At 58.1% G+C, this 23,145-nt stretch carries 22 protein-coding genes and 3 tRNA genes; 22 read left to right on the forward strand and 3 right to left on the reverse strand.

Annotated features, from left to right (window positions below; translation table 11 throughout):
- Positions 1-2 precede the first annotated feature (2 nt).
- Genes RID42_12790 through RID42_12800 form a run of 3 tightly spaced genes read right to left on the reverse strand, consistent with a single transcriptional unit; the run spans position 3 to position 1,329 of the window.
- A complete protein-coding gene (locus tag RID42_12790; GenBank protein MEQ8248547.1) occupies positions 3-713 on the reverse strand; it encodes an isochorismatase family cysteine hydrolase in 711 nt (236 codons plus the stop codon).
- Positions 713-1,099: a VOC family protein gene (locus RID42_12795; GenBank protein MEQ8248548.1), complete on the reverse strand. Its 387-nt coding sequence runs from the start codon at positions 1,097-1,099 to the stop codon at positions 713-715. The genes RID42_12790 and RID42_12795 overlap by 1 nt, the downstream gene beginning before the upstream one ends.
- On the reverse strand, positions 1,099-1,329 hold the full coding sequence (locus RID42_12800; GenBank protein ID MEQ8248549.1) for a hypothetical protein: 231 nt from the start codon (positions 1,327-1,329) through the stop codon (positions 1,099-1,101). The genes RID42_12795 and RID42_12800 overlap by 1 nt, the downstream gene beginning before the upstream one ends.
- Before the next feature lie 130 nt (positions 1,330-1,459).
- On the opposite strand from RID42_12800, the gene RID42_12805 reads away from it, so the two are divergent.
- The 22 genes from RID42_12805 (at position 1,460) to nuoH (ending at position 23,144) form a co-directional block, all read left to right on the forward strand.
- Complete coding sequence (locus RID42_12805; protein ID MEQ8248550.1) at positions 1,460-2,848, forward strand: amidase; 1,389 nt, start codon at positions 1,460-1,462, stop codon at positions 2,846-2,848.
- On the forward strand, positions 2,845-4,239 hold the full coding sequence (locus RID42_12810) for an amidase (GenBank protein MEQ8248551.1): 1,395 nt from the start codon (positions 2,845-2,847) through the stop codon (positions 4,237-4,239). The genes RID42_12805 and RID42_12810 overlap by 4 nt, the downstream gene beginning before the upstream one ends.
- A gap of 54 nt (positions 4,240-4,293) precedes the next feature.
- A complete protein-coding gene (locus tag RID42_12815) occupies positions 4,294-5,010 on the forward strand; it encodes a class I SAM-dependent methyltransferase (GenBank protein MEQ8248552.1) in 717 nt (238 codons plus the stop codon).
- Between the two features lie 19 nt (positions 5,011-5,029).
- On the forward strand, positions 5,030-6,511 hold the full coding sequence (locus tag RID42_12820; protein MEQ8248553.1) for an NAD(P)H-hydrate dehydratase: 1,482 nt from the start codon (positions 5,030-5,032) through the stop codon (positions 6,509-6,511).
- 338 nt (positions 6,512-6,849) lie between these two features.
- Positions 6,850-6,936, forward strand: a tRNA-Leu gene (locus tag RID42_12825).
- Between the two features lie 41 nt (positions 6,937-6,977).
- Positions 6,978-8,432, forward strand: coding sequence for a trigger factor (tig, locus tag RID42_12830; GenBank protein ID MEQ8248554.1), 1,455 nt, complete (start codon positions 6,978-6,980; stop codon positions 8,430-8,432).
- 79 nt (positions 8,433-8,511) lie between these two features.
- Positions 8,512-9,132 carry an ATP-dependent Clp endopeptidase proteolytic subunit ClpP gene (gene clpP, locus RID42_12835; protein ID MEQ8248555.1) on the forward strand — a complete coding sequence of 207 codons (621 nt, stop codon included), beginning with the start codon at positions 8,512-8,514 and terminating at the stop codon, positions 9,130-9,132.
- 236 nt (positions 9,133-9,368) lie between these two features.
- Positions 9,369-10,634, forward strand: a complete 1,266-nt coding sequence (clpX, locus tag RID42_12840; GenBank protein MEQ8248556.1) for an ATP-dependent Clp protease ATP-binding subunit ClpX — start codon at positions 9,369-9,371, stop codon at positions 10,632-10,634.
- A gap of 119 nt (positions 10,635-10,753) precedes the next feature.
- Entirely contained in the window at positions 10,754-13,159 is a 2,406-nt protein-coding gene (lon, locus tag RID42_12845; GenBank protein ID MEQ8248557.1) for an endopeptidase La, read from the forward strand.
- A 171-nt stretch (positions 13,160-13,330) separates the two neighbouring features.
- Positions 13,331-13,603 carry an HU family DNA-binding protein gene (locus RID42_12850; protein MEQ8248558.1) on the forward strand — a complete coding sequence of 91 codons (273 nt, stop codon included), beginning with the start codon at positions 13,331-13,333 and terminating at the stop codon, positions 13,601-13,603.
- A 160-nt stretch (positions 13,604-13,763) separates the two neighbouring features.
- Positions 13,764-13,839: transfer RNA gene (locus RID42_12855), tRNA-Val, on the forward strand.
- 15 nt (positions 13,840-13,854) lie between these two features.
- A complete protein-coding gene (locus tag RID42_12860; protein ID MEQ8248559.1) occupies positions 13,855-14,673 on the forward strand; it encodes a hypothetical protein in 819 nt (272 codons plus the stop codon).
- Positions 14,674-14,686: 13 nt separating this feature from the next.
- On the forward strand, positions 14,687-15,142 hold the full coding sequence (locus RID42_12865) for a lipocalin-like domain-containing protein (protein ID MEQ8248560.1): 456 nt from the start codon (positions 14,687-14,689) through the stop codon (positions 15,140-15,142).
- 41 nt (positions 15,143-15,183) lie between these two features.
- Positions 15,184-15,260: transfer RNA gene (locus RID42_12870), tRNA-Asp, on the forward strand.
- Positions 15,261-15,452: 192 nt separating this feature from the next.
- Positions 15,453-15,818 (forward strand): NADH-quinone oxidoreductase subunit A, encoded by a 366-nt coding sequence (locus RID42_12875; protein MEQ8248561.1) that lies wholly within the window; start codon positions 15,453-15,455, stop codon positions 15,816-15,818.
- Positions 15,809-16,354: an NADH-quinone oxidoreductase subunit B family protein gene (locus tag RID42_12880; GenBank protein ID MEQ8248562.1), complete on the forward strand. Its 546-nt coding sequence runs from the start codon at positions 15,809-15,811 to the stop codon at positions 16,352-16,354. The genes RID42_12875 and RID42_12880 overlap by 10 nt, the downstream gene beginning before the upstream one ends.
- Before the next feature lie 18 nt (positions 16,355-16,372).
- Complete coding sequence (locus RID42_12885; GenBank protein MEQ8248563.1) at positions 16,373-16,987, forward strand: NADH-quinone oxidoreductase subunit C; 615 nt, start codon at positions 16,373-16,375, stop codon at positions 16,985-16,987.
- Positions 16,987-18,165 (forward strand): NADH-quinone oxidoreductase subunit D, encoded by a 1,179-nt coding sequence (locus tag RID42_12890; GenBank protein ID MEQ8248564.1) that lies wholly within the window; start codon positions 16,987-16,989, stop codon positions 18,163-18,165. The genes RID42_12885 and RID42_12890 overlap by 1 nt, the downstream gene beginning before the upstream one ends.
- Positions 18,162-18,773 (forward strand): NADH-quinone oxidoreductase subunit NuoE, encoded by a 612-nt coding sequence (gene nuoE, locus RID42_12895; GenBank protein ID MEQ8248565.1) that lies wholly within the window; start codon positions 18,162-18,164, stop codon positions 18,771-18,773. Before RID42_12890 ends, nuoE begins: the two co-directional genes overlap by 4 nt.
- Entirely contained in the window at positions 18,773-20,068 is a 1,296-nt protein-coding gene (gene nuoF / locus RID42_12900; protein ID MEQ8248566.1) for an NADH-quinone oxidoreductase subunit NuoF, read from the forward strand. Before nuoE ends, nuoF begins: the two co-directional genes overlap by 1 nt.
- A 9-nt stretch (positions 20,069-20,077) precedes the next feature.
- Positions 20,078-22,138: an NADH-quinone oxidoreductase subunit NuoG gene (nuoG, locus tag RID42_12905; GenBank protein MEQ8248567.1), complete on the forward strand. Its 2,061-nt coding sequence runs from the start codon at positions 20,078-20,080 to the stop codon at positions 22,136-22,138.
- The gene (gene nuoH, locus RID42_12910; GenBank protein MEQ8248568.1) at positions 22,131-23,144 is read left to right on the forward strand and encodes an NADH-quinone oxidoreductase subunit NuoH; all 1,014 of its coding nucleotides are present in this window, start codon (positions 22,131-22,133) and stop codon (positions 23,142-23,144) included. The genes nuoG and nuoH overlap by 8 nt, the downstream gene beginning before the upstream one ends.
- The last annotated feature ends 1 nt before the right edge of the window (position 23,145 follow it).

The raw sequence follows: 23,145 nt of genomic DNA on the forward strand, positions 1-23,145 counted from the left end.
GGCTATTCCGCGGCGACGGGTCGCGCCTGAGCGGCGGCCAACAAGGAGACAACTTCGTCTGTGGTCTGAACGTCGCCGAAATTGATGATAAAAGAGTACAGACTGGCGGCGTGCTGCTCGTCCGTGTTTGTTGAACAACTATCCGACACCATGAGGGTGCGGTAGTTCAGCATCATCGCGTCGCGCGCTGTCGACTCGCAGCAAACATTCGTCGCGGTCCCTGTGATGAGAACGGTATCGATTCCACGACTGCGCAGCACTTGGTCGAGGTCCGACGAGCCTTGAATAAAGGCGCTGTAGCGCGATTTACGGACCGTCAGGTCTTCCGGATGCGGACGAAGGTCGGCGTAAAGTTCGTGCCCATGTGCGCCCTCGGACATCGACTCGGTGCGGCGCTTAAAGCCCTCCGGGGTCGAAAGTTCCCGGTGAAAGTGGGACCAGCTATCGAGCGATTCTTTTGTGACCGTGTTGAGAATCCAGACGACGGTGCCACCCGCGCCGCGTGTCGCGTCGGCAAGTCGATTGATATTCGGACAGGTGCCGGCTGCTTCGGGGACGTACGCGTGACCGGCACCTTCCTTCACGAATGCGTTCTGCATATCGACAACGATGAGTGCGGTTCGCCGTGGGTCGAGAGTTTGATAGGCGTGCACCCGTCCGCGCCGTTGCTTGACCCGCTCTTCAATATCCTTAGGAATTGCGAAAGTATGCATCAGGCGTCTCCGTTCGGCGGTTGGCACATGTGGAACTCATTGCCGTAAAGGTCGATGAAACGGGCGGTTACGCCCCACGGTTCTTCCATTGGCGGGTCGTTGAAATGGACGCCGCGGGATTTGAGCGTCTCGTAAGTTCGTCGGCAATTATCCGTTTCGACGACAAAGACCGGGGATTTACCCACCCCCGTGTCGCTCGGGGATTGCGGTCGCTGATCCAATACCAGAGTGAGGTCGGGTTGGTCCGGGGAAGCGACCGTCAACCAACGTGTCCCGTCGGTGTAGGTCTCGTCTTGGTGCTTCACGAAACCGAGCTTGTCGGTATACCAGCTGCATGCCGTATCGCAATCGGCGACATGGACCGTTACCTGGCTGATCCTGAACATCAATCGACGACTTGCTGTTTGAGAATCGGATTGCCGAACTCGTCTCGTCGAATTTCTCCAACTACGCGGTCAGGTTGGAGGAATCGTTTGAACATGTAGTCGTCGCGTAGTTCAAATCGAGGGATGATTTCTGCGCAGCCGCCGACGGCCAGCATGAGCCCAAACGCAAGGAGGAAGCGAGGTCCGTGTACGTTGGGAGGTTTTGTGTGGCTTTCTCTGTTCTTATCCATGAGCTTCCTAGTGGACGGACGGCGAATCCTACTGTCAACGGCGATCTTGCCACTCCCTATGTATTGTCTTCAACGTTAGGGTAGGGACAATGTCGCGCCTCGTCACACCTATGCAGTATTGGGCCGTAATTTGATCCAGCCGTATGAACGTTCCGCGCAGGAGTTGATCGCGGCCTATCGCAACGGCGAGCTGACACCGTCGAGCGCGCTGGACAGTATCCTCGCGCGGATCGATCACTGCGAGCCCAGAATCAATGCCTATTGCTACCGCGACGACGAGACAGCTCGGCAAACGGCCGAGGAATCCACCAAACGTTGGCAGGCGGGCCGGCCCCTTGGCGGGTTAGATGGCGTTCCGGTGTCGGTCAAAGACCTGATCGATGTCGCGGGGATGCCTACTCGGTCTGGATCTAGAGCCACCACGGCCGACGCCGTCGCCAAGGACTCGCCGTGCCTTGCAGGATTGCGCCGAAGCGGCGCGGTCATTTTGGGAAAGACTACGACACCCGAATTCGGGCACAAGGGCGTGACCGATAGTCTGCTCAGCGGCGTCACGCGAAACCCTTGGGACACGGACATGACGCCGGGCGGCTCAAGTGGTGGTGCCGGCGCCGCTTTGGCAGCTGGCATGGGGCCGCTTGCAATCGGTACCGATGGCGGTGGATCGTGCCGCAAACCGGCAAATTATTGCGGCGTCGTCGGGATGAAGCCTTCCTTCGGACGGGTACCTCTTGCCAGCACCGGCGGGTCCTGGCCGCTGTCGTCACCAGGACCGATGGCACGCACCGTGGCCGACGCCGCGTTGTTGCTCCAGGCGATTTCCGAACCGAGCCATCGCGACCCCTTTGTCCTACCCGAGTTTCAGGCCGGGGTGGCGATGGCATCGGATATCAAGGGCGTTCGGATTGCGCACTGCCTAGAACTTGCCGGTGCTAATGCACGTCCGGAAATCGCAACGGGAGTCGGCGCAAGCGTCGCGGTGTTTCGTGAGTTAGGTGCAGAAGTCGAAGCCGAAAAGCCTGATATACCGGACTCGATGCCGTTCTACCGCACGCTGTTCGACAGCGGATCGGCGCTGAACGCCTCACAATGGAGCGAAACGCAACTCGGCCTCGCCGATCCTACCTTTCGCGAAAGCGTTGAGCGCGGCCGGGCGCTTTCCGCGGTCGAGCTGCGCCGGGCGTTGCAGCATCGCGGTGAACTCGCTGCGGCGATGGCGCGATTTCTCGATCATTACGACCTATTGGTTCTGCCCAGCAATCCAACGACAGCTTACAAATTGGGGCAGCGCGAGCCGACCAAGACACCTCGCGATATGTGGTCTGCGACGGTCTGCTTTACTTCACCCTTCAATATCACCGGCCAGCCGGCGATTACCGTCCCGTGCGGACATACCGAGGCGGGACTGCCGTTCGGGCTCCAGATTGTCGGGCGATATGGCGAAGATGAACTCGTCCTTCGGGCTGCGGCTGCTTTCGAAGCGACAACCGGCCTTGCCAATCAGTTGGCGCCGCTATGAGCGAACTGTGGCGCCTGTCCGCGAAAGAACTGACCGACGGGTACGCCAGTGGCGACTTCACGCCAGCCGAGGCAACGCAGGCCGTTCTGGAACGAACTTCGACGCTCAACGAAAAACTGAATTGTTTTTGCTTGGTCGATCCGGATCGAGCGCTGGCCGATGCAGCGGCTTCAACCCAGCGGTGGAGAGCGGGCACGGCGCTGAGTCCGATCGATGGCGTGCCGACCTCAATCAAGGATCTGCTGCTCGCGGAAGGATGGCCGACACTGTTCGGATCGCTGACGACGGACCCCGACCAGGCTTGGAACGCCGATGCGCCGGCGGTCGGCAACTTGCGCCGTGGCGGTGCGATCTTCTTCGGCAAAACCACAACGCCCGAATGGGGCCACAAGGGCGCCACCGACAGCCGCCTCCACGGGATCACGCGAAATCCTTGGAATACGGACCTGACCCCCGGTGGATCGAGTGGCGGTGCCGCCGCCGCCCTTGTAAGCGGTTCGGGGCCCCTGGCAATCGGCAGCGACGGTGGCGGTTCGTGTAGGACACCGGCGAATTTCTGCGGTGTGGTCGGGCTGAAACCGACCCATGGCCGCGTTCCGGTTTGGCCGCCAAGTACGTGGGGGCACCTGACGACGCCCGGTCCCATGGCACGAACCGTAGCCGATGCCGCCCAGATGCTTCGGCTGATGAGTCGTCCCGATATCCGCGATCCGCTGACCCGGCCCGACAATCCGTTTGACCCGGTCACCGGTATGAACGAAGGGGTTGCCGGCCTCAGGATCGCCCTCAGCCCTGGGTTCGGCCACCCCGTTAAAAAGGAGATCGCCGACGCGGTGGTTCGGGCGGCGCAGACATTCAGCGATATGGGTGCGGGGGTTGAGGAAGTATCGCCGGATGTCGGCGACGCGATAGAGCTGTTCCGCACGTACTTTTTTGTAGGGGCGGCGATTACCATGAAGAACATCCCCAAGCACAGACATGCGCTGCTCGAGGATCTATTTAGGCAAGTTGCGGAGGTCGGGGCGCAAATCACAGCCACCGACTATGTCGAAGCGGTTCGGGCGACAACCGAACTCCGTCAACGGATGGGCGTATTTCACCAAACCTACGACCTCATCCTCACGGCCACAAATTCAGTGCTGCCCTTTCCCGTCGGGATGGCGACGCCTCCTGAGGACGCCGACGGGAAGTGGGGCAATTTTTCGCCGACGCTCTTCCCAATTAATTTGTCAGGTCAGCCGGCCATCACGGTCCCCTGCGATCGTGCCTCGAACGGCCTGCCCATCGGGCTCCAGCTCGTTGCAGCCGCAGGTCGCGAAGATTTGCTTTTCCGGGCGGCCCTGGCGTTCGAGCGGACCTCGGGTTTCGCTAACCAGGTCGCGCCAATCTAGTGTCCCGCACAGTCATGCAAAACTGATACAGTCGCGCCAAACAGGAGTGGATTTATGAGCGTACAGGAAGCAACCGAAGTCAACGACTTGGGCGTCGCCCGGGACATCGACATTTTCGAGCGTCTAGCCGATTGGAACGGCCTTGATGTCGTCGATTGTGGCTGCGGTAACGGCAGCTTGGCCGGCGGTCTCGCCAAGCGCGGCGCCGTCGTTACCGGCATTGAACCGGACCCGATCCAAGCGGAAAAGAACCGTGGCGCGGAACCGATTCCGAACGTGACCCTCCTTGAGGCGCCGGCGCAATCCATTCCGCGGGACGATAACAGTGTAGATGCCGTTGTGTTCAGCAAGTCGTTACATCATGTGCCGTTGGACCAGATGGACAACGCGCTTCGCGAAGCCGCTCGAATTCTCAAGCCGGGCGGGTTCCTCTACGTTCTTGAGCCGGACATTCGCGGACAGTTCTCGCAGATGGTGAAACCCTTTCATGACGAGACCTTGGTCCGTGCGAAGGCGCTCGAAGCGCTGGATCGAACGGCCAACACCGTGTTCGGCGATATGGAAGAGTATTGGTACACCAATGTCGTAACGTTCCCCGATTTCGAAACCCTCGAGAAGCGCATGTCGGGGTCGTCCTTTAACGAAATCGATGCCGTCCAAGTCGATACGCCGGAGGTCCGGGCCGCGTTCGAAGCCGGAAAAGCCGAAGAGGGGTATGCCTTTACGAACCTCATGCGGGTCCGCATCTACCGTCATCCCAAGAGCGTATAGCCGCTAGGGAGACCGCCCGGTGGTCGGGTTGAACCACGATCATCGCCTATTCGCGGTAGCAGACATGTATGCCGCCGATTCGGCCGCGATTGCAGCCGGGATCGCCGGCATCCAACTGATGGAAGCCGCCGGGCGGGCGGTGTCGGACGAGGTTCGGCGCCACTTCTCGCCACGATCGACCGTCGTCCTTTGCGGACCGGGCAATAACGGGGGCGATGGTTTCGTCGCCGCGCGCCTACTACTAGAGGCCGGTTGGCCGGTAAGGGTGGCCCTTGTTGGTGATCGTGGCAAATTAGCGGGCGATGCGGCCATAGCGGCACAGCGATGGTCCGAGCCTGTCTTGGCGTTTGAACCCGGCGTTGTCTCGGGCGCCGAAATCGTGATCGACGCGGTATTCGGTGCGGGTTTGACGCGTCCGGTGGACGGCGCGGTCCGCCAGGTTTTGGAGGCGGTCGCGGCGAGCGACGCCGCAGTGGTTGCCGTCGACGTGCCGAGCGGCGTGCACGGCGACAGTGGTGCGGTACTCGGTTACGCTCTCCGGGCTGATCGAAGCGTCACGTTCTCACCGAAGAAGACTGGGCATTGCCTGTTGCCGGGGCGCCTGTTGTGCGGGGCTCTCCGTGTCGCTGACATCGGTATTCCGGGCGAGGTTCTCGCTGAGATACGCCCGCAAACCTGGGAGAACCATCCGGACCTTTGGCGCCTGTCGATGCGATGGCCGGGATCGGAGAGTCACAAATACACCCGTGGTTACGCTGTCGCGGTGAGCGGTGGTGCGGAAACGACAGGGGCCATCCGGCTATCGGCCCGCACCGCGTTACGGGCCGGGGCAGGGGTTATTAGCGTGGCGTGCCCACCAGAGGCCTTGCCGACGTTGGCGGCAACGCTAACTGCGGTGATGACCAAACCGATCTCTCAGCCCGCCGACCTGATTACCCTCGTCGCGGACCGGCGGGTCACAGCTTGCCTCATCGGTCCGGGGGCTGGGGTTAACGCGCGTACCCGAGAGAATACGCTCGCACTGCTGCGAACCAATAAACCCTGTGTCATCGATGCCGACGGGCTTTCGGTCTTTGCCTCGGCGCCGACGGCGTTCTTCGCCGCGCTAAACGGGGACTGCATCCTTACCCCCCACGAAGGTGAGTTTGCGCGCCTGTTCGGTGCCGCACCGGGGAGTCGCCTCGCGCGCACCCGCGCCGCAGCGAGTAGAGCGGGCGCTGTGGTCCTGCTCAAGGGCGGGGATACGATCGTGGCGTCGCCCGACGGCCGGGCCACGATCACCACGAACGCCCCGCCGGAACTTGCGACCGCTGGGTCCGGAGACGTCCTTGCGGGGGTGGCACTGGGTCTCCTCGCGCAAGGACTGCCGGCTTTTGAAGCGGCGAGTGCGGCAGCCTGGCTCCACGCCGAGGCAGCGCGACGTTTCGGTCCGGGCCTCATTGCCGAAGATATCGTGGAACTCCTGCCGGCAGCGCTCCGATCGGTGAAAGAATTGGATTGATCGGACGTAAAGTGATCAAGCCTTTATGAATAAAAACAACGTACTATGGGATATTTTCAATGTAGTTTATTGGGTGGTGCCTGGGCCCCGATATCAACCATTCGGAAACCTAAGTGGCCGGTAGATCGCGCGGGCCAACGAAACGAAACTTGAGTTCAATCTAATGCGAGGTGCTGGTTGGCGACCCCATTATGGCAAGAGCTTGGATACCACCGTCTTCGCCCCGATTGGATGTCGGAAAATGATCTTTGGCGGCTCCCGCAGAATGTTATACAAGGGCCGCTCTCGCCACCCCGGACCGCCCACCCGGCGCGGTGTGGCGACAAAATGGATACCCCGCGGGCGTGGTGGAACTGGTAGACACGCTAGGTTTAGGTCCTAGTGGGCTTTAGCCTTTGGGGGTTCGAGTCCCTCCGCCCGCACCAGGTACATCAATCTCGGTGATAAGGATCATTCCGGTTAGACCATGCAGATTACAGAAACCGCCTCCGAAGGACTGAAGCGCTCTTACAAGGTGGTCGTCGGTTCCGACGCCATCGAAGAGAACATCCAGAAGAAGATCACGGCGATTGGCGATCAGGCCCGCCTACCGGGTTTCCGACCGGGGAAGATCCCTCAAAAGGTCCTACGTGCACGGTTCGGTAAGTCGATCCTCGGCGAAGTTCTCCAGGAGACGGTCGATGAGACGCTCCGCAAGACCCTGGACGACAACAAAATTCGGCCGGCCCTTCAGCCCAAGGTAGAGGTGTCGTCGTTCGACGAGGGGAAAGACCTCGAATACACGATGGAGGTCGAACTCCTGCCTGAGATCGTTCCCACCGATTTCTCGACCATCGAACTCGAGCGTCTTGTGGCGGAGATCGAGGACGCAGAAGTCGACAGGGCCATTGAGAGCATCGCCGACCAGCAAAAAACTTTCACCGCGGAAGAGGGCGCCGAAGCCAAGGACGGGGATGCCGTTCTGATCGATTTCGAGGGGTCAATTGACGGCGAGTTGTTCGAAGGCGGTGCAGGCAAAGACAGCCAGATCCAGCTTGGGTCGGGCCAGTTTGTGCCTGGGTTCGAAGAACAACTGGTTGGCGCCAAGGGCGGGGAAGAGCGCGAAATCAAGGTCACATTCCCAGCCGACTACCCCTACGAGAAACTGCGCGACAAGGATGCCGTCTTCAAAGTGACCGTTAAGGAAGTGCGTAAGCCAAGCATCCCGCCGGTCGACGACGCATTGGCGACGCGCCTCGGGCTTGAAGGGCTGAGCCAGTTGAAGGAGCGGGTCCGCGAACAACTCGCCGAGGAGTATGGCCAGATTTCGCGGCAACGCTTGAAGCGTGAGCTTCTCGACAAACTTGACACCGCCCACGATTTCGAATTACCGCCGACCCTCGTACAAAACGAGTTTGACGGTATCTGGCAGCAAATTGAGCGCGACCGCGAGGCCGGGTCGCTCGATCCGGAGGACGCTGAGAAATCGGACGACGACCTCAAAGAGGACTACCGCAAGATAGCTTCGCGCCGCGTAAGGCTAGGCCTTTTACTGTCGTCGGTGGGTGAGGCCAACAACGTTACAGTCGGCCAGGACGAGTTGAACCGTGCATTGGCGATGCAAGCCCAGCGGTATCCCGGACAAGAGCAAGAAATCTTCAAATTCTATAAAGAGAACCCGCAAGCAGCGATGCAGCTGCAAGCGCCTCTCTTTGAGGACAAGGTTGTCGACTTCGTACTCGAGCTCGTCCGCGTCAACGAACGCAAGGTCTCGAAGGACGAGCTCCTGGCGGACCCCGAGACAGATGAGGGCGCCGCCAAAAAGCCGATCAAGAAGGCGAAGTCGAGCACCAAGGCAGCGAAGAAGGGCGACGGCAAAGGCGCCGAAGACAAGGGCGCCGATAAGCCAAAAACCAAGAAATCGGCGAAAAAAGACGACTAGTTTCAAACGATTCGACTGCCTACATGAATCGTCCAACGCCCCACACAACAACCGGAAAACGACTATGTCGGATATCTTTATGAATACCCTCGTACCGATGGTCGTTGAACAGACCAACCGCGGCGAGCGTGCCTACGACATCTATTCTCGCCTTCTCAAAGAGCGAATTATCTTCCTGTCTGGGCCGGTCAACGACGCGGTGTCCACGTTAATAACCGCGCAGCTTCTGTTTCTTGAGGCAGAAAACCCCGAAAAAGACATAGCACTCTACATCAACTCACCGGGTGGCGTGGTGACATCCGGTCTCGCGATCTACGACACGATGCAGTACATCCGGCCGGACGTCCAAACCCTGTGCACGGGGCAGGCCGCCAGCATGGGGTCGCTCCTGTTATGCGCGGGGGCGAAGGGTAAGCGGTTTGCACTCCCCCATGCTCGGGTCATGGTTCATCAACCCTCCGGTGGTTTTCAGGGGCAGGTGACCGACATCGAGATTCACGCCAAAGAAATTCTCGATACGCGCCAACGACTGAACGAAATATACGTCAAGCACACCGGCCAAAAGATCGATGTGATTGAAGAGGCACTCGAACGCGATCGGTTTATGTCAGGGCCTGACGCAGTAAAATTCGGCATCATCGACGAGGTCGTGTCGAAGCGCACGGTCGCGAGTGAGGGCGATTCGGCTGAGAAGAAATAGCGCGATCGTGACCGGCGAGCGCGGGATTTCTACTACCCAAAGCTTAAATCCGGGGTTGCCCCTTCAACCCGAGCCGCCGATGGTCGAGGCCGTTAACGATGGTTCGCGTTGATATTTGGGGCTGGCCATCGTTAACAAGATGAAGGATCAGGTTCACTGAAAGACGCAAGATTTAGGTTGTACGCGCGGCAGGCCACCGTCTACCATAATAGAGTTGTAGTGATTCGGGTGTGGCGATGAGTAAGTCTGGCAGCGGCGATTCAAAAAATACGCTCTACTGCTCCTTCTGCGGAAAGAGCCAGCATGAGGTTCGCAAGCTGATCGCTGGGCCCACTGTATTCATCTGCGACGAATGCGTTGAGCTCTGCATGGACATCATTCGCGAGGAGCACAAGAGCGCCCTCGTCAAGAGTCTCGACGGCGTACCGACTCCGGCCGACATCTGCAGCGTTCTCGACGATTACGTCATCGGCCAAGAATATGCGAAACGAATTCTGTCGGTAGCTGTCCACAACCACTACAAGCGGCTGAATCACGACTCCAAGAACAACGACGTCGAGATTTCGAAGTCCAATATTCTGCTGCTCGGTCCGACCGGTTGTGGGAAGACCCTGTTGGCGCAGACGCTCGCGCGTATCCTCGACGTCCCCTTCACAATGGCAGACGCGACGACACTCACCGAAGCGGGCTACGTCGGCGAAGACGTTGAAAACATCATCCTGAAACTCCTCCAGGCCGCCGACTATAACGTCGAACGGGCGCAGCGTGGCATCGTCTATATCGACGAGGTCGATAAGGTGAGTCGTAAGTCGGACAACCCCTCGATCACGCGCGACGTTTCCGGTGAGGGTGTCCAGCAAGCGCTTTTGAAGATCATGGAAGGCACCGTTGCGTCGGTCCCCCCCCAGGGCGGTCGCAAACATCCGCAACAGGAATTCCTCCAGGTCGACACGACCAACATACTTTTCATCTGCGGCGGGGCTTTCTCGGGTCTCGAAAAGATTATTGCCCAACGCGGTCGTGGGACGGCGATCGGCTTCGGTGCCGATGTGCGCTCCGTCAACGATAAGAAGACGGGCGAGATCTTGCGCGAGGTGGAGCCGGAAGATCTTCTGAAGTTTGGACTCATTCCTGAGTTCGTCGGTCGCCTGCCAGTGTTGGCCACCCTCAACGATTTGGACGAGGAAGCGCTCGTCGAGATTCTTTCACAGCCGAAGAATGCACTGGTCAAGCAATATCAGCGGCTGTTCGAAATGGAGAACGTGAAATTGACGTTTTCTGACGATGCGCTGAAGGCGATCTCGCGCCGCGCGATCGGTCGCAAAACTGGTGCCCGTGGGTTGCGTTCGATTATGGAAAGTATCCTACTCGAACCAATGTTCGAACTTCCGTCACTGGATTCGGTCGTCGAGTTGGTCATTAACTCCGAGGTCGTCGAAGGACGCGCCCAACCGCTGCACATCTATGCTGACCGTCGCGAAGAGGCGGGATCCAGCGCTTAAGACCTGCAGAAAGCGGTGCGTCTTGAAGTGGCGCCGATCAAGAGCCACTTTGAGTGAAACAGGGCTCTACGCCCGTATTTTGGTAGGGAAGTCGCGCCAAGGCGCGGCTCGAGAGTGCAATGACTGAAAAAGCGACGCTATACCCGGTTCTTCCGCTTCGCGACATCGTCGTGTTTCCTCACATGATCGTTCCGCTGTTCGTCGGTCGGGATAAATCGGTGCGGGCGCTGGAGGACGTCATGAAGGAGGACAAGCAGATCCTTCTTGTGGCCCAAAAGGACGCCGCTGTCGACGACCCAGCGTCGGAAGACATTCACACCGTCGGCACAATTGGTGCCGTGCTGCAACTTCTTAAGTTGCCCGACGGAACGGTCAAGGTTCTAGTTGAGGGTGGCAACCGGGCGCGAATTCAGAGCTTTGCGGAGAACACCGATTTCTTCCAGGCCTACGCTGAAGTAGTCGAGGATCCGGAACCCGATTCGCAAGAACTCCAAGCGCTCGCGCGTTCGGTCGTGACCCAGTTCGAGCAATACGTGAAGCTAAACAAAAAGATTCCGGCCGAGGTTCTTGTGTCCCTCAATCAGATTGAGGATCCCTCCAAACTTGCCGACACTGTCGCGTCGCATATGGCGCTGCGCGTTTCGGAGAAACAAGAACTGCTCGAAACAATCAGGACGTCAGAGCGTCTTGAGCGTGTCTATTCGTTCATGGAGAACGAAATCGGCGTACTTCAGGTTGAGAAGAAGATTCGCAGCCGCGTGAAACGGCAAATGGAAAAAACGCAGCGCGAGTACTATCTCAACGAACAGCTCAAAGCGATCCAGAAGGAACTCGGCGACACTGACGATAGCCGCGAGGAGCTGCACGAACTCGAAGAGAAAATCCGCAAAACTAAGTTCAGTAAAGAGGCGCGGGATAAAGCGACCGGCGAACTAAAGAAACTGCGGAATATGAGCCCCATGTCTGCGGAGGCCACTGTCGTCCGCAACTATTTGGATTGGTTGCTAACCATTCCTTGGAAAAAGCGGTCTCGCGTCAAGACCGACATCAAGTTCGCGGCAAAGGTTCTCGATCGCGACCACTTTGGTCTCGAAAAAGTCAAAGAGCGCATCCTCGAATATCTTGCCGTCCAACATCGCATGAAAAAGATGCGGGGACCGATCCTTTGCCTGGTTGGACCGCCCGGCGTTGGCAAGACCTCATTGGGGCGTTCGATTGGGACTGCGACCGGCCGTAAGTTCGTGCGGATTTCGTTGGGTGGCGTACGGGACGAGGCCGAAATACGCGGCCATCGGCGGACCTACATCGGGTCGATGCCAGGCAAGATCATTCAATCGATGAAAAAAGCCGGGTCATCCAATCCGATCTTCATGCTCGACGAAGTCGATAAGCTGGGCGCCGATTTCCGCGGCGATCCATCGTCTGCCCTACTCGAGGTTCTGGACCCCGAGCAGAATTTCTCATTCAACGATCATTATCTCGAAGTCGACTATGACTTATCGGATGTGATGTTCATCGCGACCGCAAACACTCTGCGCATCCCGCCGGCGCTGGTCGATCGCATGGAGGTAATTCGTCTTGCGGGCTATACCGAAGACGAAAAGGTAGAGATCGCCAAGCGTCACCTGATCGACAAGCAAATCGAGGCGCACGGGTTGAAGAAAGAGGAGTGGTCCATCAGCGAGGACGCTCTGCGCGACGTGATTCGCTACTACACGAGGGAAGCTGGCGTCCGGAATCTCGAACGTGAGCTGGCTAACCTGACGCGCAAGGCAACCAAAGAAATCGTCGAGTCTGGCAAGGATAAGGTGTCGGTAACCCGACGCAATCTCGACAAGTATGCCGGTGTTAAGCGGTATCGCTTTGGCGAGGTCGAGCAGGAGCACCTTATCGGGGTTACGACTGGCTTGGCGTGGACCGAAGTTGGCGGCGAACTCCTCAGTATTGAAGCGTTGTTGGTTCCTGGTAAGGGGAGCATCAAATACACCGGTAAACTCGGTGACGTGATGCAGGAGTCTATTCAAGCTGCGTGGAGCTACGTGCGCGCCCGTGCGACCGACTTTGGGATCAAACCCACTTTGTTTGATAAACGTGACATCCACGTCCATGTCCCCGAGGGCGCGACCCCCAAGGACGGGCCGTCCGCCGGCGTTGCCATGGTAACGTCGATTGTGTCGGCACTGACCCAAGTCTCCATTCGCAAAGATATTGCCATGACTGGCGAAATCAGTTTGCGCGGTCGGGTAATGCCTATCGGGGGATTGAAGGAAAAGCTCTTGGCAGCTCTCAGGGGCGGATTGAGCACGGTCTTGATCCCGATCGAGAACGAGAAGGATCTTGCAGAGATTCCGGACAACGTGAAGAAGGGGCTAAAGATTATCCCAGTGACACACGTTGACGAGGTTCTGAAGCACGCTCTTACGGCAAAACTCGAGCCCATCGAATGGGATGAAGAGCAGGAATCCCTCGCTAAAGTGGCGGAGACGGATGCTGCAGCTAAACGCGAAGGTGTGGTGACGCACTAAAATACACTAATGGCGGGTATCTCAAGCGGAAACGCGCGAAAAAGCTGGGGATAGGTGCTCTTTTCCCTTTGACGGGGGCGCCGCCCACTCCTACAGTTCGTGCGTCTGATGCAATCCATACACAACATTTGCTATTTCAATTTGCTCTTGTCCTAGAGAGGGGGCCCTGCCGTGAACAAAAATGATCTGGTGGCAACAGTTTCCAATGCTGCTGGTCTTTCCAAAGCCGATGCCACAAAAGCCGTTGATTGCGTGTTTGAAGCGATCACCGACTCGTTGAAGGCAGGCGAGGAAGTCCGGCTGGTCGGATTCGGCACATTCAACGTGGCGCAACGGAAAGCCTCAGAGGGTCGGAACCCTCGCACTGGCGAAAAAATCCAAATCCCTGCGTCGAATCAGCCGAAATTCAAGGCTGGCAAAGGCCTGAAGGACGCAGTCAACTAGTTCTTCACCTAGCATATCTATGAAATGCGCCGGCCTTTGGGTCGGCGCATTCGTTTTGGAGGCAAGCCCGTAACCTCTAGACCGATCCTTGAACGGACAAGCGAACGCCCGCTCTGGACAAACACCGTTCGATCCCGCATCTAAGGATTAGGAACCCGATGGGCGATTAGCTCAGCTGGAAGAGCACCTCGTTTACACCGAGGGGGTCGGCAGTTCGAACCTGTCATCGCCCACCACAATTCTCAATAGATATGACCGATTCCCCCCCTCCCGCACCACCGTTACAGGTAATCGAGACCATCGTTCGCGCCGTCAAGTTCGTTTGGCAGGGCCGTAACGACTTCATGAATCTCGCGTTTCCCGCCGTTCTGGTGCTGAGTGTCCTGAATACCGGGGTTGCTCTCGTCGTTTCGTCGCCGGTTGTTCAAGACCTCGCTCCGGAAACAGAGCAGGTCGAACAAGCGCTCAGGATCAACCTTCTGCCGTTCATTCTTCTGATTCTTCCGTTCGGCTATTTCTGGACGACATTCGCCATTGGGTGGCATCGTCGCTATCTCCTGCCCAAGGAACACCAGACCGTTCGCCAAATACTGACTTGGCGAAGTCGCCATACACGTTATCTGCTCTATGCGATTGGCGTCACGATGATCATTGCGACGATCGTCGTTGTCGGCGCCAGCATTGCCGTCTTCGCACCGGTTCTAATGGTTCTTGTACTTGGCGCCGCTGGTGTTGTTTATGCTCGGTTTTCGCAGGTCTTGCCCAGCGCCTCCATCGATCACGGGCTTACGCTCGCCGAGAGCTGGGCTCTTACCCAAGGCAACACTAGCCGAATATTCGCTGCCATTGTCGCGACTTGGCTGCCTGTGATCGTCGTGGTGAGTGTCGCTGAGAGATTGCTGATCCTCGCGTTGGGGGGCTCCGAGACCTTCATGGCCCTCTTTGTTCGAGCCTTCGTCGGCAATTTTGTCGGATACATCGGTGTCGCCGTCGGTGTAAGTCTCCTGTCCTTAATTTATGACCATCTCAGGGTCGGGCAGGGGCCGAGCGTCGATCTGAAGGTCTTCTAAGGAAGGAAATACGATGGTGACCGCGGACCAACTTGTCGGGACCTGGGAGCTGGTCCGCTGGGAAACCAGTTACGAAGACGGTCGGAAGATCTACCCAATGGGCGAGGACGCCCAGGGATTCATCCTCTATACCCCCGACGGATTCATGAGCGCCGTTCTATTTCGCGCCAATCGCCCACCGTTCACGACGGGTGAAGCATTGACCGCAAAAGACACCGAAAAGGTCGCGGGTTGGGACGGCTACTATGCCTATGGCGGCCCCTTTGAAATACAGGGCGATCGCGTCGTCCACACAGTCGCACATTGCATCTATCCCAATTGGGTCGGAGACACTCAAGTTCGCGGGATTAGCTTCGAGGACGACAACCTCGTGCTGTCGACACCCCCTCAAAAAACCCGGCGCGGCACACAGACCAGCCGGGTCATATGGAAGCGGGCGAATCGCGCCTACACCGGGCCACGTCCTTGACACCCCACAGGGCCTAAAGTAAATGAGGCGGGCCTCCACAAGGGGGTGTAGCTCAGTTGGTTAGAGCGCCGGCCTGTCACGCCGGAGGCCGCGGGTTCGAGTCCCGTCACTCCCGCCATTTCCTTTCGCACCACGATCAATTTGCACCGGTAAGTCGTTGTTGAGGCGCACCTTTCGTAGTATGACTTGGCGCGATTAGGAAGTGAACTTGGGCGCCGCCGCGCTAGGGGTGGCTGCCACCGATCCAAAGCCGCACCATAGCTGGGGAACCTCGGTAGGCGCGGCCCTGGATCGCAGCGTACGAGGGTAAATGGACGATCTGCTGCGAGAGTACCTGCCGATTCTGATCTTCATCGGCTTGGTCGTGGTCTTGGGTGTTGCATTTATTGCTGCGTCTTACATTGCAGCGGAACAGCGCCCCGACGCGGAGAAGCTTTCGACCTACGAGTGCGGATTTGAACCGTTCGAGGATACCCGTAGCAGGTTTGATGTTCGCTTCTATCTAGTTGCGCTTCTTTTCATCATTTTCGATCTTGAGGTTGCGTTCCTTTTCCCCTGGGCGATAACCCTGGGCGATACTGGCGCATTCGGTTTTTGGTCGATGGTCATCTTTCTAGGCGTTCTGACGATCGGCTTCATTTACGAATGGAAGAAGGGGGCTCTCGAATGGGAGTGAGTGCCACGACCGTCCAACCCGCCGGCGAGCGCGACCTGACCGCCGACCCGTTTTTTCATCAGGTCTCCGACGAGCTCGCCGACAAGGGGTTTGTCGTCACCCAGGTCGACAAAGTTGTCAATTGGGCGCGTACGGGCTCTCTTTGGTGGATGACTTTCGGCTTGGCTTGCTGTGCCGTCGAAATGATGCACGCCTCCATGCCGCGCTACGACTTGGATCGCTTCGGTGTCATGCCCCGCGCCAGCCCCCGGCAATCCGACCTCATGATCGTCGCGGGAACGCTGACCAACAAGATGGCGCCGGCGCTCCGGAAGGTCTACGACCAGATGGCGGAACCGCGCTACGTGATTTCCATGGGCAGTTGCGCCAACGGCGGCGGTTATTACCATTATTCCTACTCCGTCGTCCGTGGTTGCGACAGGATCGTTCCGGTTGACGTCTATGTTCCGGGGTGCCCCCCTACGGCCGAGGCCTTGGTTTACGGAATCCTACAATTGCAGAAGAAGATCCGCCGCACCGTCACAATCGCTCGGTAGTTTTGGTAATCAGGCCGTATGGACGACTCACTTAAGGAACTTGGCGAATACATCGCGGCGGCGTTGACCGACCAAGTCAACGCGGTCGAGGTTGCCCATAGCGAGTTGATGATTCTGGCGACCCCGGGCGGCGTGGCCAAGGTTCTTTCGTTCCTGAAAGACGACCCGGCCTGCCAGTTCAAAGTGCTGATCGACATTTGCGGCGTCGACTATCCCGAACGCGGTCGACGGTTCGACGTTGTCTACAATTTGCTAAGTCTAACGCACAATCAGCGGGTCCGTGTGAAGGTTCAGGTCGACGAATCGACGCCAGTCCCTTCCGTGCATGGTATTTTTTCCTCCGCCGGATGGTTTGAACGTGAAGTGTGGGACATGTATGGCGTCATGTTCTCCGATCATCCCGACCTTCGCCGCTTGCTCACGGACTACGGCTTCGAAGGGCATCCACTCCGAAAGGATTTCCCACTGACCGGATTCGTCGAAGTACGTTATGACGAAGACGAAAAGCGCGTCGTGTACGAACCAGTTAAACTCACCCAGGAATTTCGCCGGTTTGACTTCTTGAGCCCTTGGGAAGGGACCGACTACGTGCTGCCAGGCGACGAGAAAAGCACACCGGCGGATGGCAAGTGATGGCTGAGCCGACAATCAGCAGCTACACACTGAATTTCGGGCCGCAGCACCCGGCCGCTCACGGCGTTCTACGCCTCGTTCTCGAGATGGAAGGCGAGGTCGTTCGGCGTACCGACCCGCACATCGGTCTCTTGCATCGCGGCACCGAGAAACTCATCGAGTACAAGACCTACCTTCAGGCCATTCCGTATTTCGACCGCCTCGATTACGTGTCGATGATGTGTCAGGAACACGCCTTCGTCTTAGCGGTCGAAAAACTCCTGGATATCGAAGTCCCGGCGCGGGGCAAGAAGATACGCATTCTCTTTAGTGAGATCACTCGAATCCTAAATCACCTCCTCAACATCACGACTCAGGCAATGGATGTTGGTGCCATGACGCCGACCCTATGGGCCTTCGAAGAGCGTGAGAAGTTGATGGAGTTCTACGAGCGGGTTTCCGGATCGCGCATGCATGCGGCGTATTTTCGCGTGGGCGGCGTTCACCAAGACCTTCCTGCGGGCCTACTCGAAGACATCGCGCAGTTCTGCGAGACTTTCCCGAGCGTGATTGTCAACATCGAAGGGTTGCTCACTGAAAACCGGATTTTCAAGCAGCGGAATGTAGACGTTGGCGTCGTGCCCGCGGACGATGCGATGGACTGGGGCTTCTCGGGCGTGATGCTTCGCGGGTCCGGGGTTCCATGGGACCTTCGCAAGTCACAACCCTATGACGGCTATGAACATTTCGATTTTGACATTCCCGTCGGAAAGAACGGCGACTGTTACGACCGTTATCTCTGCCGGATCGAGGAAATGCGCCAGAGCGTCCGCATCATCGAGCAATGCCTAGCAGATATGCCGAGCGGTCCAGTCTCCGCTCAAAACAATAAAGTCGTTCCGCCCACGCGGGGCGAGATGAAGAACTCGATGGAAGCTCTCATCCATCACTTCAAACTCTACACCGAAGGCTTCCACGTACCTGCAGGCGAGACCTACACCGCGGTCGAGGCCCCAAAGGGCGAGTTCGGCGTCTACCTTGTGGCCGACGGCACCAACCAACCGTACCGCTGCAAGATTCGCGCGCCCGGATACGCTCATCTCCAGGCCCTAGACTATATGTGCAAGGGGCACATGCTTGCCGATACGGTTGCGATCATCGGTAGCCAGGACATTGTCTTCGGGGAGATCGACCGATGATCGTTCAAAAGACTGCGCCGCCCGAACAACAACCGGCGACCTTCGAATTTTCAGCCGAGAACCAGGAAAAAGCGAAGGCGATTATCGCGCGTTATCCGCAAGGGCGTCAGGCTAGCGCAATCATGCCGCTTTTCGATCTCGCGCAACGGCAACACGACGGTTGGCTGCCGACAGCTGCAATGGACTACGTGGCGAAGATGCTCGATGTGCCGCGGATGCGCGCCTATGAGGTGGCGACATTCTATTCGATGTACAACCTCGCACCGATCGGCAAGCATTTGATTCGAGTCTGCACAACGACACCGTGCGAGCTTCGCGGTAGCGCCGAGGTCGTTGAAACGTGTAAAGCGGCGCTCGGGGTCGGGCTCAACGAAACGACTGCGGATGGGCTTTTTACTCTTCGCGAAGCCGAGTGCTTGGGTGCCTGCGTCAATGCGCCGGTCGTGTGGATCGGCGATGATTACTATGAAGATGTCGACACCGACTCGATGCGCAAGATAGTCGAAGCGCTTCGCGCCGGAAACACACCGCCACCGGGATCCCAAAAAGGTCGTCAAACATCGGCACCAATTGGCGGCCCAACGACCCTCAAGGAGCAAACGGTCTAATGCTGCAGGATAAGGACCGGATATTTACCAACCTCTACGGCATCCACGATTGGCGCCTCGCAGGCGCGCGGGCGCGTGGGGACTGGGACAATACCAAAGCTCTGCTCGATCTCGGGCGGGACAAAATTATCGACGAAGTAAAGGCATCGGGCCTACGCGGTCGCGGTGGCGCCGGATTCCCGACCGGCCTCAAATGGTCGTTCATGCCAAAGCAGTCTGATGGGCGCCCGCACTACTTGATCGTCAATGCCGACGAAGGTGAACCGGGAACGTGCAAGGATCGCGACTTGATGCGTCACGATCCCCACAAGCTGCTCGAAGGTTGCCTGATCGCAGGTTTCGCGATGGGTGCCCATGCTTGCTACATTTACATCCGCGGCGAATTCATCCGCGAAGCCGAGCATCTCGAGGCTGCGATTGCCGAAGCCTACGACGCAGGTTTGCTGGGCAAGAACGCATGCGGCTCAGGCTGGCAATACGACATTTACGTTCATCGCGGGGCCGGCGCCTATATTTGCGGCGAAGAGATGGCGCTCATCGAAAGCCTTGAGGGCAAAAAAGGCCAACCACGGTTGAAGCCGCCGTTCCCCGCGAATATGGGGGTCTGGGGCTCGCCAACCACAGTCAACAACGTGGAAAGCATTGCCGTCGTCCCGACAATTCTACGGCGCGGCGGCAGTTGGTTCGCCGGATTTGGTCGCGAACGCAACACTGGGACGAAGGTGTTTTGTATTTCGGGCCACGTGAACAACCCCTGCAATGTCGAAGAGGAAATGGGCATCCCGCTCCGCGAACTTGTCGAAAAACATGCGGGAGGCGTGCGGGGCGGCTGGGATAATCTTCTGGCCATCATCCCGGGCGGGTCTTCGGTGCGGTTGTTGCCTCGGTCGATTTGCGACACCGTCTTGATGGACTTCGATTCCTTGGCGGCCGAGAAATCGGGACTTGGTACCGCGGCTGTCATAGTCATGGACAAAAGTACCGATATCGTCGCTGCGATTGCGCGGTTGTCGAAGTTCTACATGCATGAAAGCTGCGGCCAATGCACTCCGTGTCGCGAAGGGACGGGGTGGATGTGGCGAGTCATGGAACGACTCGTGACCGGAGAGGCACATGTCGAAGAGATCGACTTGCTTCTGGATGTCGCCAGCCAAATCGAAGGGCATACAATTTGCGCTCATGGCGACGCCAGTGCGTGGCCGATCCAAGGCCTAATGCGCCATTTCCGACCGGAAGTGGAGCGCCGTCTCCTAGAAAAACAGCGCGCGACGTCGGCCGCTGCCCAAGCGGCGTAGGACTAAACCATGGCGACACTCACCATCGACGGCAACGAAGTAACGGTCGAGGACGGCCTGACGGTCCTTCAAGCCTGCGAGCTCGCTGGCGCCGAGGTGCCGAGGTTCTGTTATCACGACCGCTTATCGATCGCCGGAAATTGCCGGATGTGCCTGGTCGAAATGGAAAAGTCGCCGAAACCGATTGCCTCCTGCGCGATGCCGGTCGCAGAGGGCATGGTGATCCACACCAATACGCCTTCGGTCAAGAAGGCGCGAGAAGGGGTGATGGAGTTTCTCCTCATCAATCACCCCCTCGATTGCCCGATATGCGATCAGGGTGGCGAATGCGACCTGCAGGACCAAGCAATGGCGTTCGGGAGAGACCGAAACCGCTACATCGAAAATAAACGCGCCGTTAAGGACAAAGACCTTGGCCCGCTGGTAAAGACCATCATGACGCGCTGCATTCATTGCACGCGTTGTATTCGCTTTGCGACCGAAGTGGCCGGTGTCGAAGAACTTGGCGCAACGGGTCGCGGCGAAGAAATGGAAGTAGGGACCTATGTCGAACGGGCCCTTACCTCCGAGCTTTCAGGGAACATCGTCGATCTATGCCCGGTCGGTGCCCTCACATCGAAGCCTTACTCGTTCAGCGCACGCCCCTGGGAACTGAGAAAGACCCAGACGATTGACGTGATGGATGCGGTTGGCAGCAATATCAGAGTGGATGCCCGCGGTCGGGAAATCATGCGCGTGCTCCCAAGACTTAACGAAGAGATCAACGAAGAGTGGATCTCCGATAAGGCACGCTATGCCTGCGACGGTCTGCAACACGGTCGTCTTGACCGGCCCTACGTCCGCAAAGACGGCAAACTCGTACCCGTCAGTTGGGGCGAAGCATTTGACGCCATAGCCGAAAAGTTGAAGTCGGTAAACGGCGCGAACATCGGCGCGATTGCCGGCGACATTGTCGACGCAGAATCTATGGTGGCTCTCAAGGACCTCATGACCGCCTTGGGTTCGACCAATATCGACTGCCGCCAGGACGGTGCCAAACTCGATCCGCAGGCGCGTGTCAGCTACCTTTTCAACACCGGAATCGCCGGCATCGAAGATGCAGACGCGCTTCTTCTTATCGGTACTAATCCGCGTTGGGAGGCCCCGCTCGTCAATGCGCGCATTCGCAAGCGATGGTTGCGGGGTAACTTCCCCATAGGCTTGGTCGGAGTTCCCCACGACTTGACCTGCGACGCAAGCTATTTGGGGGGCGGTCCGGAATCGCTCAAGGAAGTCCTCAGCGGCAACGGGTTCTCGGAAATTCTAGCAAGCGCAAAACGTCCGATGCTGATCGTGGGGCAGGGCGCCTTGACGCGACCAGACGGCGGGGCCGTCCTCAGGTTGGCGCGGAATATTGCCGAGAAATTTGGCCTTGTTTCATCAGAATGGAACGGGTTCAACGTCTTGCATACAGCAGCCGCCCGCGTCGGCGGACTGGATATAGGGTTTGTCCCAACGTCCGGTGGAAAAGACGTCGAAGGCATCCTTGCCGGCGCTGAGTCAGGTACGATTGGCCTTGTGTACCTCCTCGGAGCCGACGAAGTCGATATGTCCCGCCTAGCCAAAACCTTTGTGGTCTATCAAGGGCACCACGGGGATGCAGGCGCCGCAGCCGCAGACGTCGTCCTCCCAGGCGCCGCATACACAGAAAAGCCCGGCACCTACGTGAATACCGAGGGACGGGTCCAAAGGGCTTTGCGCGCTGCTTTTCCGCCGGGGGAGGCTAGGGAAGACTGGGCTATTCTCCGCGCACTATCGGAACGCGTCGGACATCGACTTCCGTACGACACATTGGAAGAAGTCCGTCAGCGACTTACTGAAGTCGCACCTACGTTCGCCGATTCCGACACCTTGGCCGCGGCTCCTTGGGCCAGCTTCGGCACCGAAACAGACACAACGTCTCAGCCCTTCGTGGAACCAATCAGAGACTTTTACCTGACGAACGCGGTCTGTCGCGCCTCCACCACGATGGCGCAATGCAGTGAATCATTCAGTCGCCAAGCCGAACCGGGGACTGGCACCAATGGCTAGTTTCTGGGCCGATTGGCTCTTCCCGTTCTTGATCATCGTCGCTCAAATTCTGGCGGTCGCGCTCCCGATCGCCGTCAGTGTCGCTTTTGTCGTGTATTTCGAACGCAAGGTGTTCGCTGCCATGACGTTGCGGCGCGGACCCAATGTGGTTGGCCCTTGGGGGGTGCTCCAATCCTTCGCCGACTTCATCAAGATCTTCTTCAAGGAAACGATCGTGCCCACCGGCGCAAACAAGATCGTGTTCCTGGCAGCGCCGGTCGTAACCTTCATCCTTGCGTTCATCGCCTGGGCGGTCGTTCCGTTCGCGCCGGGTTGGGTCGTCGCCGATATCAATGTCGGTATTCTTTACCTATTCGCGATATCGTCGCTGGGTGTTTACGGCATCGTCATGGCCGGTTGGGCGAGCAATTCGCGCTACCCTTTCCTCGGTGCTCTGCGTTCCGCCGCCCAAATGGTGTCGTACGAAGTCTCCATGGGCTTCGTGATTGTGACGGTCCTTCTCGTCGTTGGATCGCTCAACCTGAGTGACATCGTGATGGCCCAAGATCGCATTTGGTTTGCGATCCCGTTATTCCCGATGTTCATCATCTTCTTCATCTCGGCTTTGGCAGAAACGAACCGCCATCCGTTCGATCTTCCGGAAGCCGAATCTGAACTCGTAGCGGGCTATCAGGTCGAATATTCGGCAATCGCGTTCGTTCTATTTTTCCTCGCCGAATACGCGAACATGATTTTGATGAGCGCCATGACGGCGATCCTATTCTTGGGCGGTTGGCTCCCACCGTTTGACATTGCCCCGTTCAACTGGATTCCGGGCCCGATCTGGTTCGTCTTGAAGATCGTGTTCCTTCTCTTCGTCTTCGTCTGGGTGCGGGCTACGTTCCCGCGCTACCGTTACGACCAACTTATGCGTTTGGGATGGAAGGTGTTTCTCCCGTTTTCACTTCTTTGGGTGGTTCTCACAGCGGGCGTTTTGCTGTGGTTCGACCTATTGCCGCAGGGTTAAC

It is taken from the genome of Alphaproteobacteria bacterium (assembly GCA_040216735.1).
Taxonomy (GTDB): Bacteria; Pseudomonadota; Alphaproteobacteria; order SHVP01; family SHVP01; genus CALJDF01.

Excerpts from the sequence above, each read along its gene's own strand:
- clpX (MEQ8248556.1), top strand. The coding sequence starts at position 9,369 with ATGAGTAAGTCTGGCAGCGGCGATTCAAAAAATACGCTCTACTGCTCC.
- lon (MEQ8248557.1), top strand. The coding sequence starts at position 10,754 with ATGACTGAAAAAGCGACGCTATACCCGGTTCTTCCGCTTCGCGACATC.
- RID42_12860 (MEQ8248559.1), top strand. The coding sequence starts at position 13,855 with ATGACCGATTCCCCCCCTCCCGCACCACCGTTACAGGTAATCGAGACC.
- RID42_12885 (MEQ8248563.1), top strand. The coding sequence starts at position 16,373 with ATGGACGACTCACTTAAGGAACTTGGCGAATACATCGCGGCGGCGTTG.
- RID42_12810 (MEQ8248551.1), top strand. The coding sequence starts at position 2,845 with ATGAGCGAACTGTGGCGCCTGTCCGCGAAAGAACTGACCGACGGGTAC.
- RID42_12795 (MEQ8248548.1), bottom strand. The coding sequence starts at position 1,099 with ATGTTCAGGATCAGCCAGGTAACGGTCCATGTCGCCGATTGCGATACG.
- clpP (MEQ8248555.1), top strand. The coding sequence starts at position 8,512 with ATGAATACCCTCGTACCGATGGTCGTTGAACAGACCAACCGCGGCGAG.
- RID42_12875 (MEQ8248561.1), top strand. The coding sequence starts at position 15,453 with ATGGACGATCTGCTGCGAGAGTACCTGCCGATTCTGATCTTCATCGGC.
- RID42_12815 (MEQ8248552.1), top strand. The coding sequence starts at position 4,294 with ATGAGCGTACAGGAAGCAACCGAAGTCAACGACTTGGGCGTCGCCCGG.
- RID42_12790 (MEQ8248547.1), bottom strand. The coding sequence starts at position 713 with ATGCATACTTTCGCAATTCCTAAGGATATTGAAGAGCGGGTCAAGCAA.
- RID42_12880 (MEQ8248562.1), top strand. The coding sequence starts at position 15,809 with ATGGGAGTGAGTGCCACGACCGTCCAACCCGCCGGCGAGCGCGACCTG.
- RID42_12890 (MEQ8248564.1), top strand. The coding sequence starts at position 16,987 with ATGGCTGAGCCGACAATCAGCAGCTACACACTGAATTTCGGGCCGCAG.
- nuoE (MEQ8248565.1), top strand. The coding sequence starts at position 18,162 with ATGATCGTTCAAAAGACTGCGCCGCCCGAACAACAACCGGCGACCTTC.
- RID42_12865 (MEQ8248560.1), top strand. The coding sequence starts at position 14,687 with ATGGTGACCGCGGACCAACTTGTCGGGACCTGGGAGCTGGTCCGCTGG.
- RID42_12800 (MEQ8248549.1), bottom strand. The coding sequence starts at position 1,329 with ATGGATAAGAACAGAGAAAGCCACACAAAACCTCCCAACGTACACGGA.
- nuoH (MEQ8248568.1), top strand. The coding sequence starts at position 22,131 with ATGGCTAGTTTCTGGGCCGATTGGCTCTTCCCGTTCTTGATCATCGTC.
- nuoF (MEQ8248566.1), top strand. The coding sequence starts at position 18,773 with ATGCTGCAGGATAAGGACCGGATATTTACCAACCTCTACGGCATCCAC.
- tig (MEQ8248554.1), top strand. The coding sequence starts at position 6,978 with ATGCAGATTACAGAAACCGCCTCCGAAGGACTGAAGCGCTCTTACAAG.
- nuoG (MEQ8248567.1), top strand. The coding sequence starts at position 20,078 with ATGGCGACACTCACCATCGACGGCAACGAAGTAACGGTCGAGGACGGC.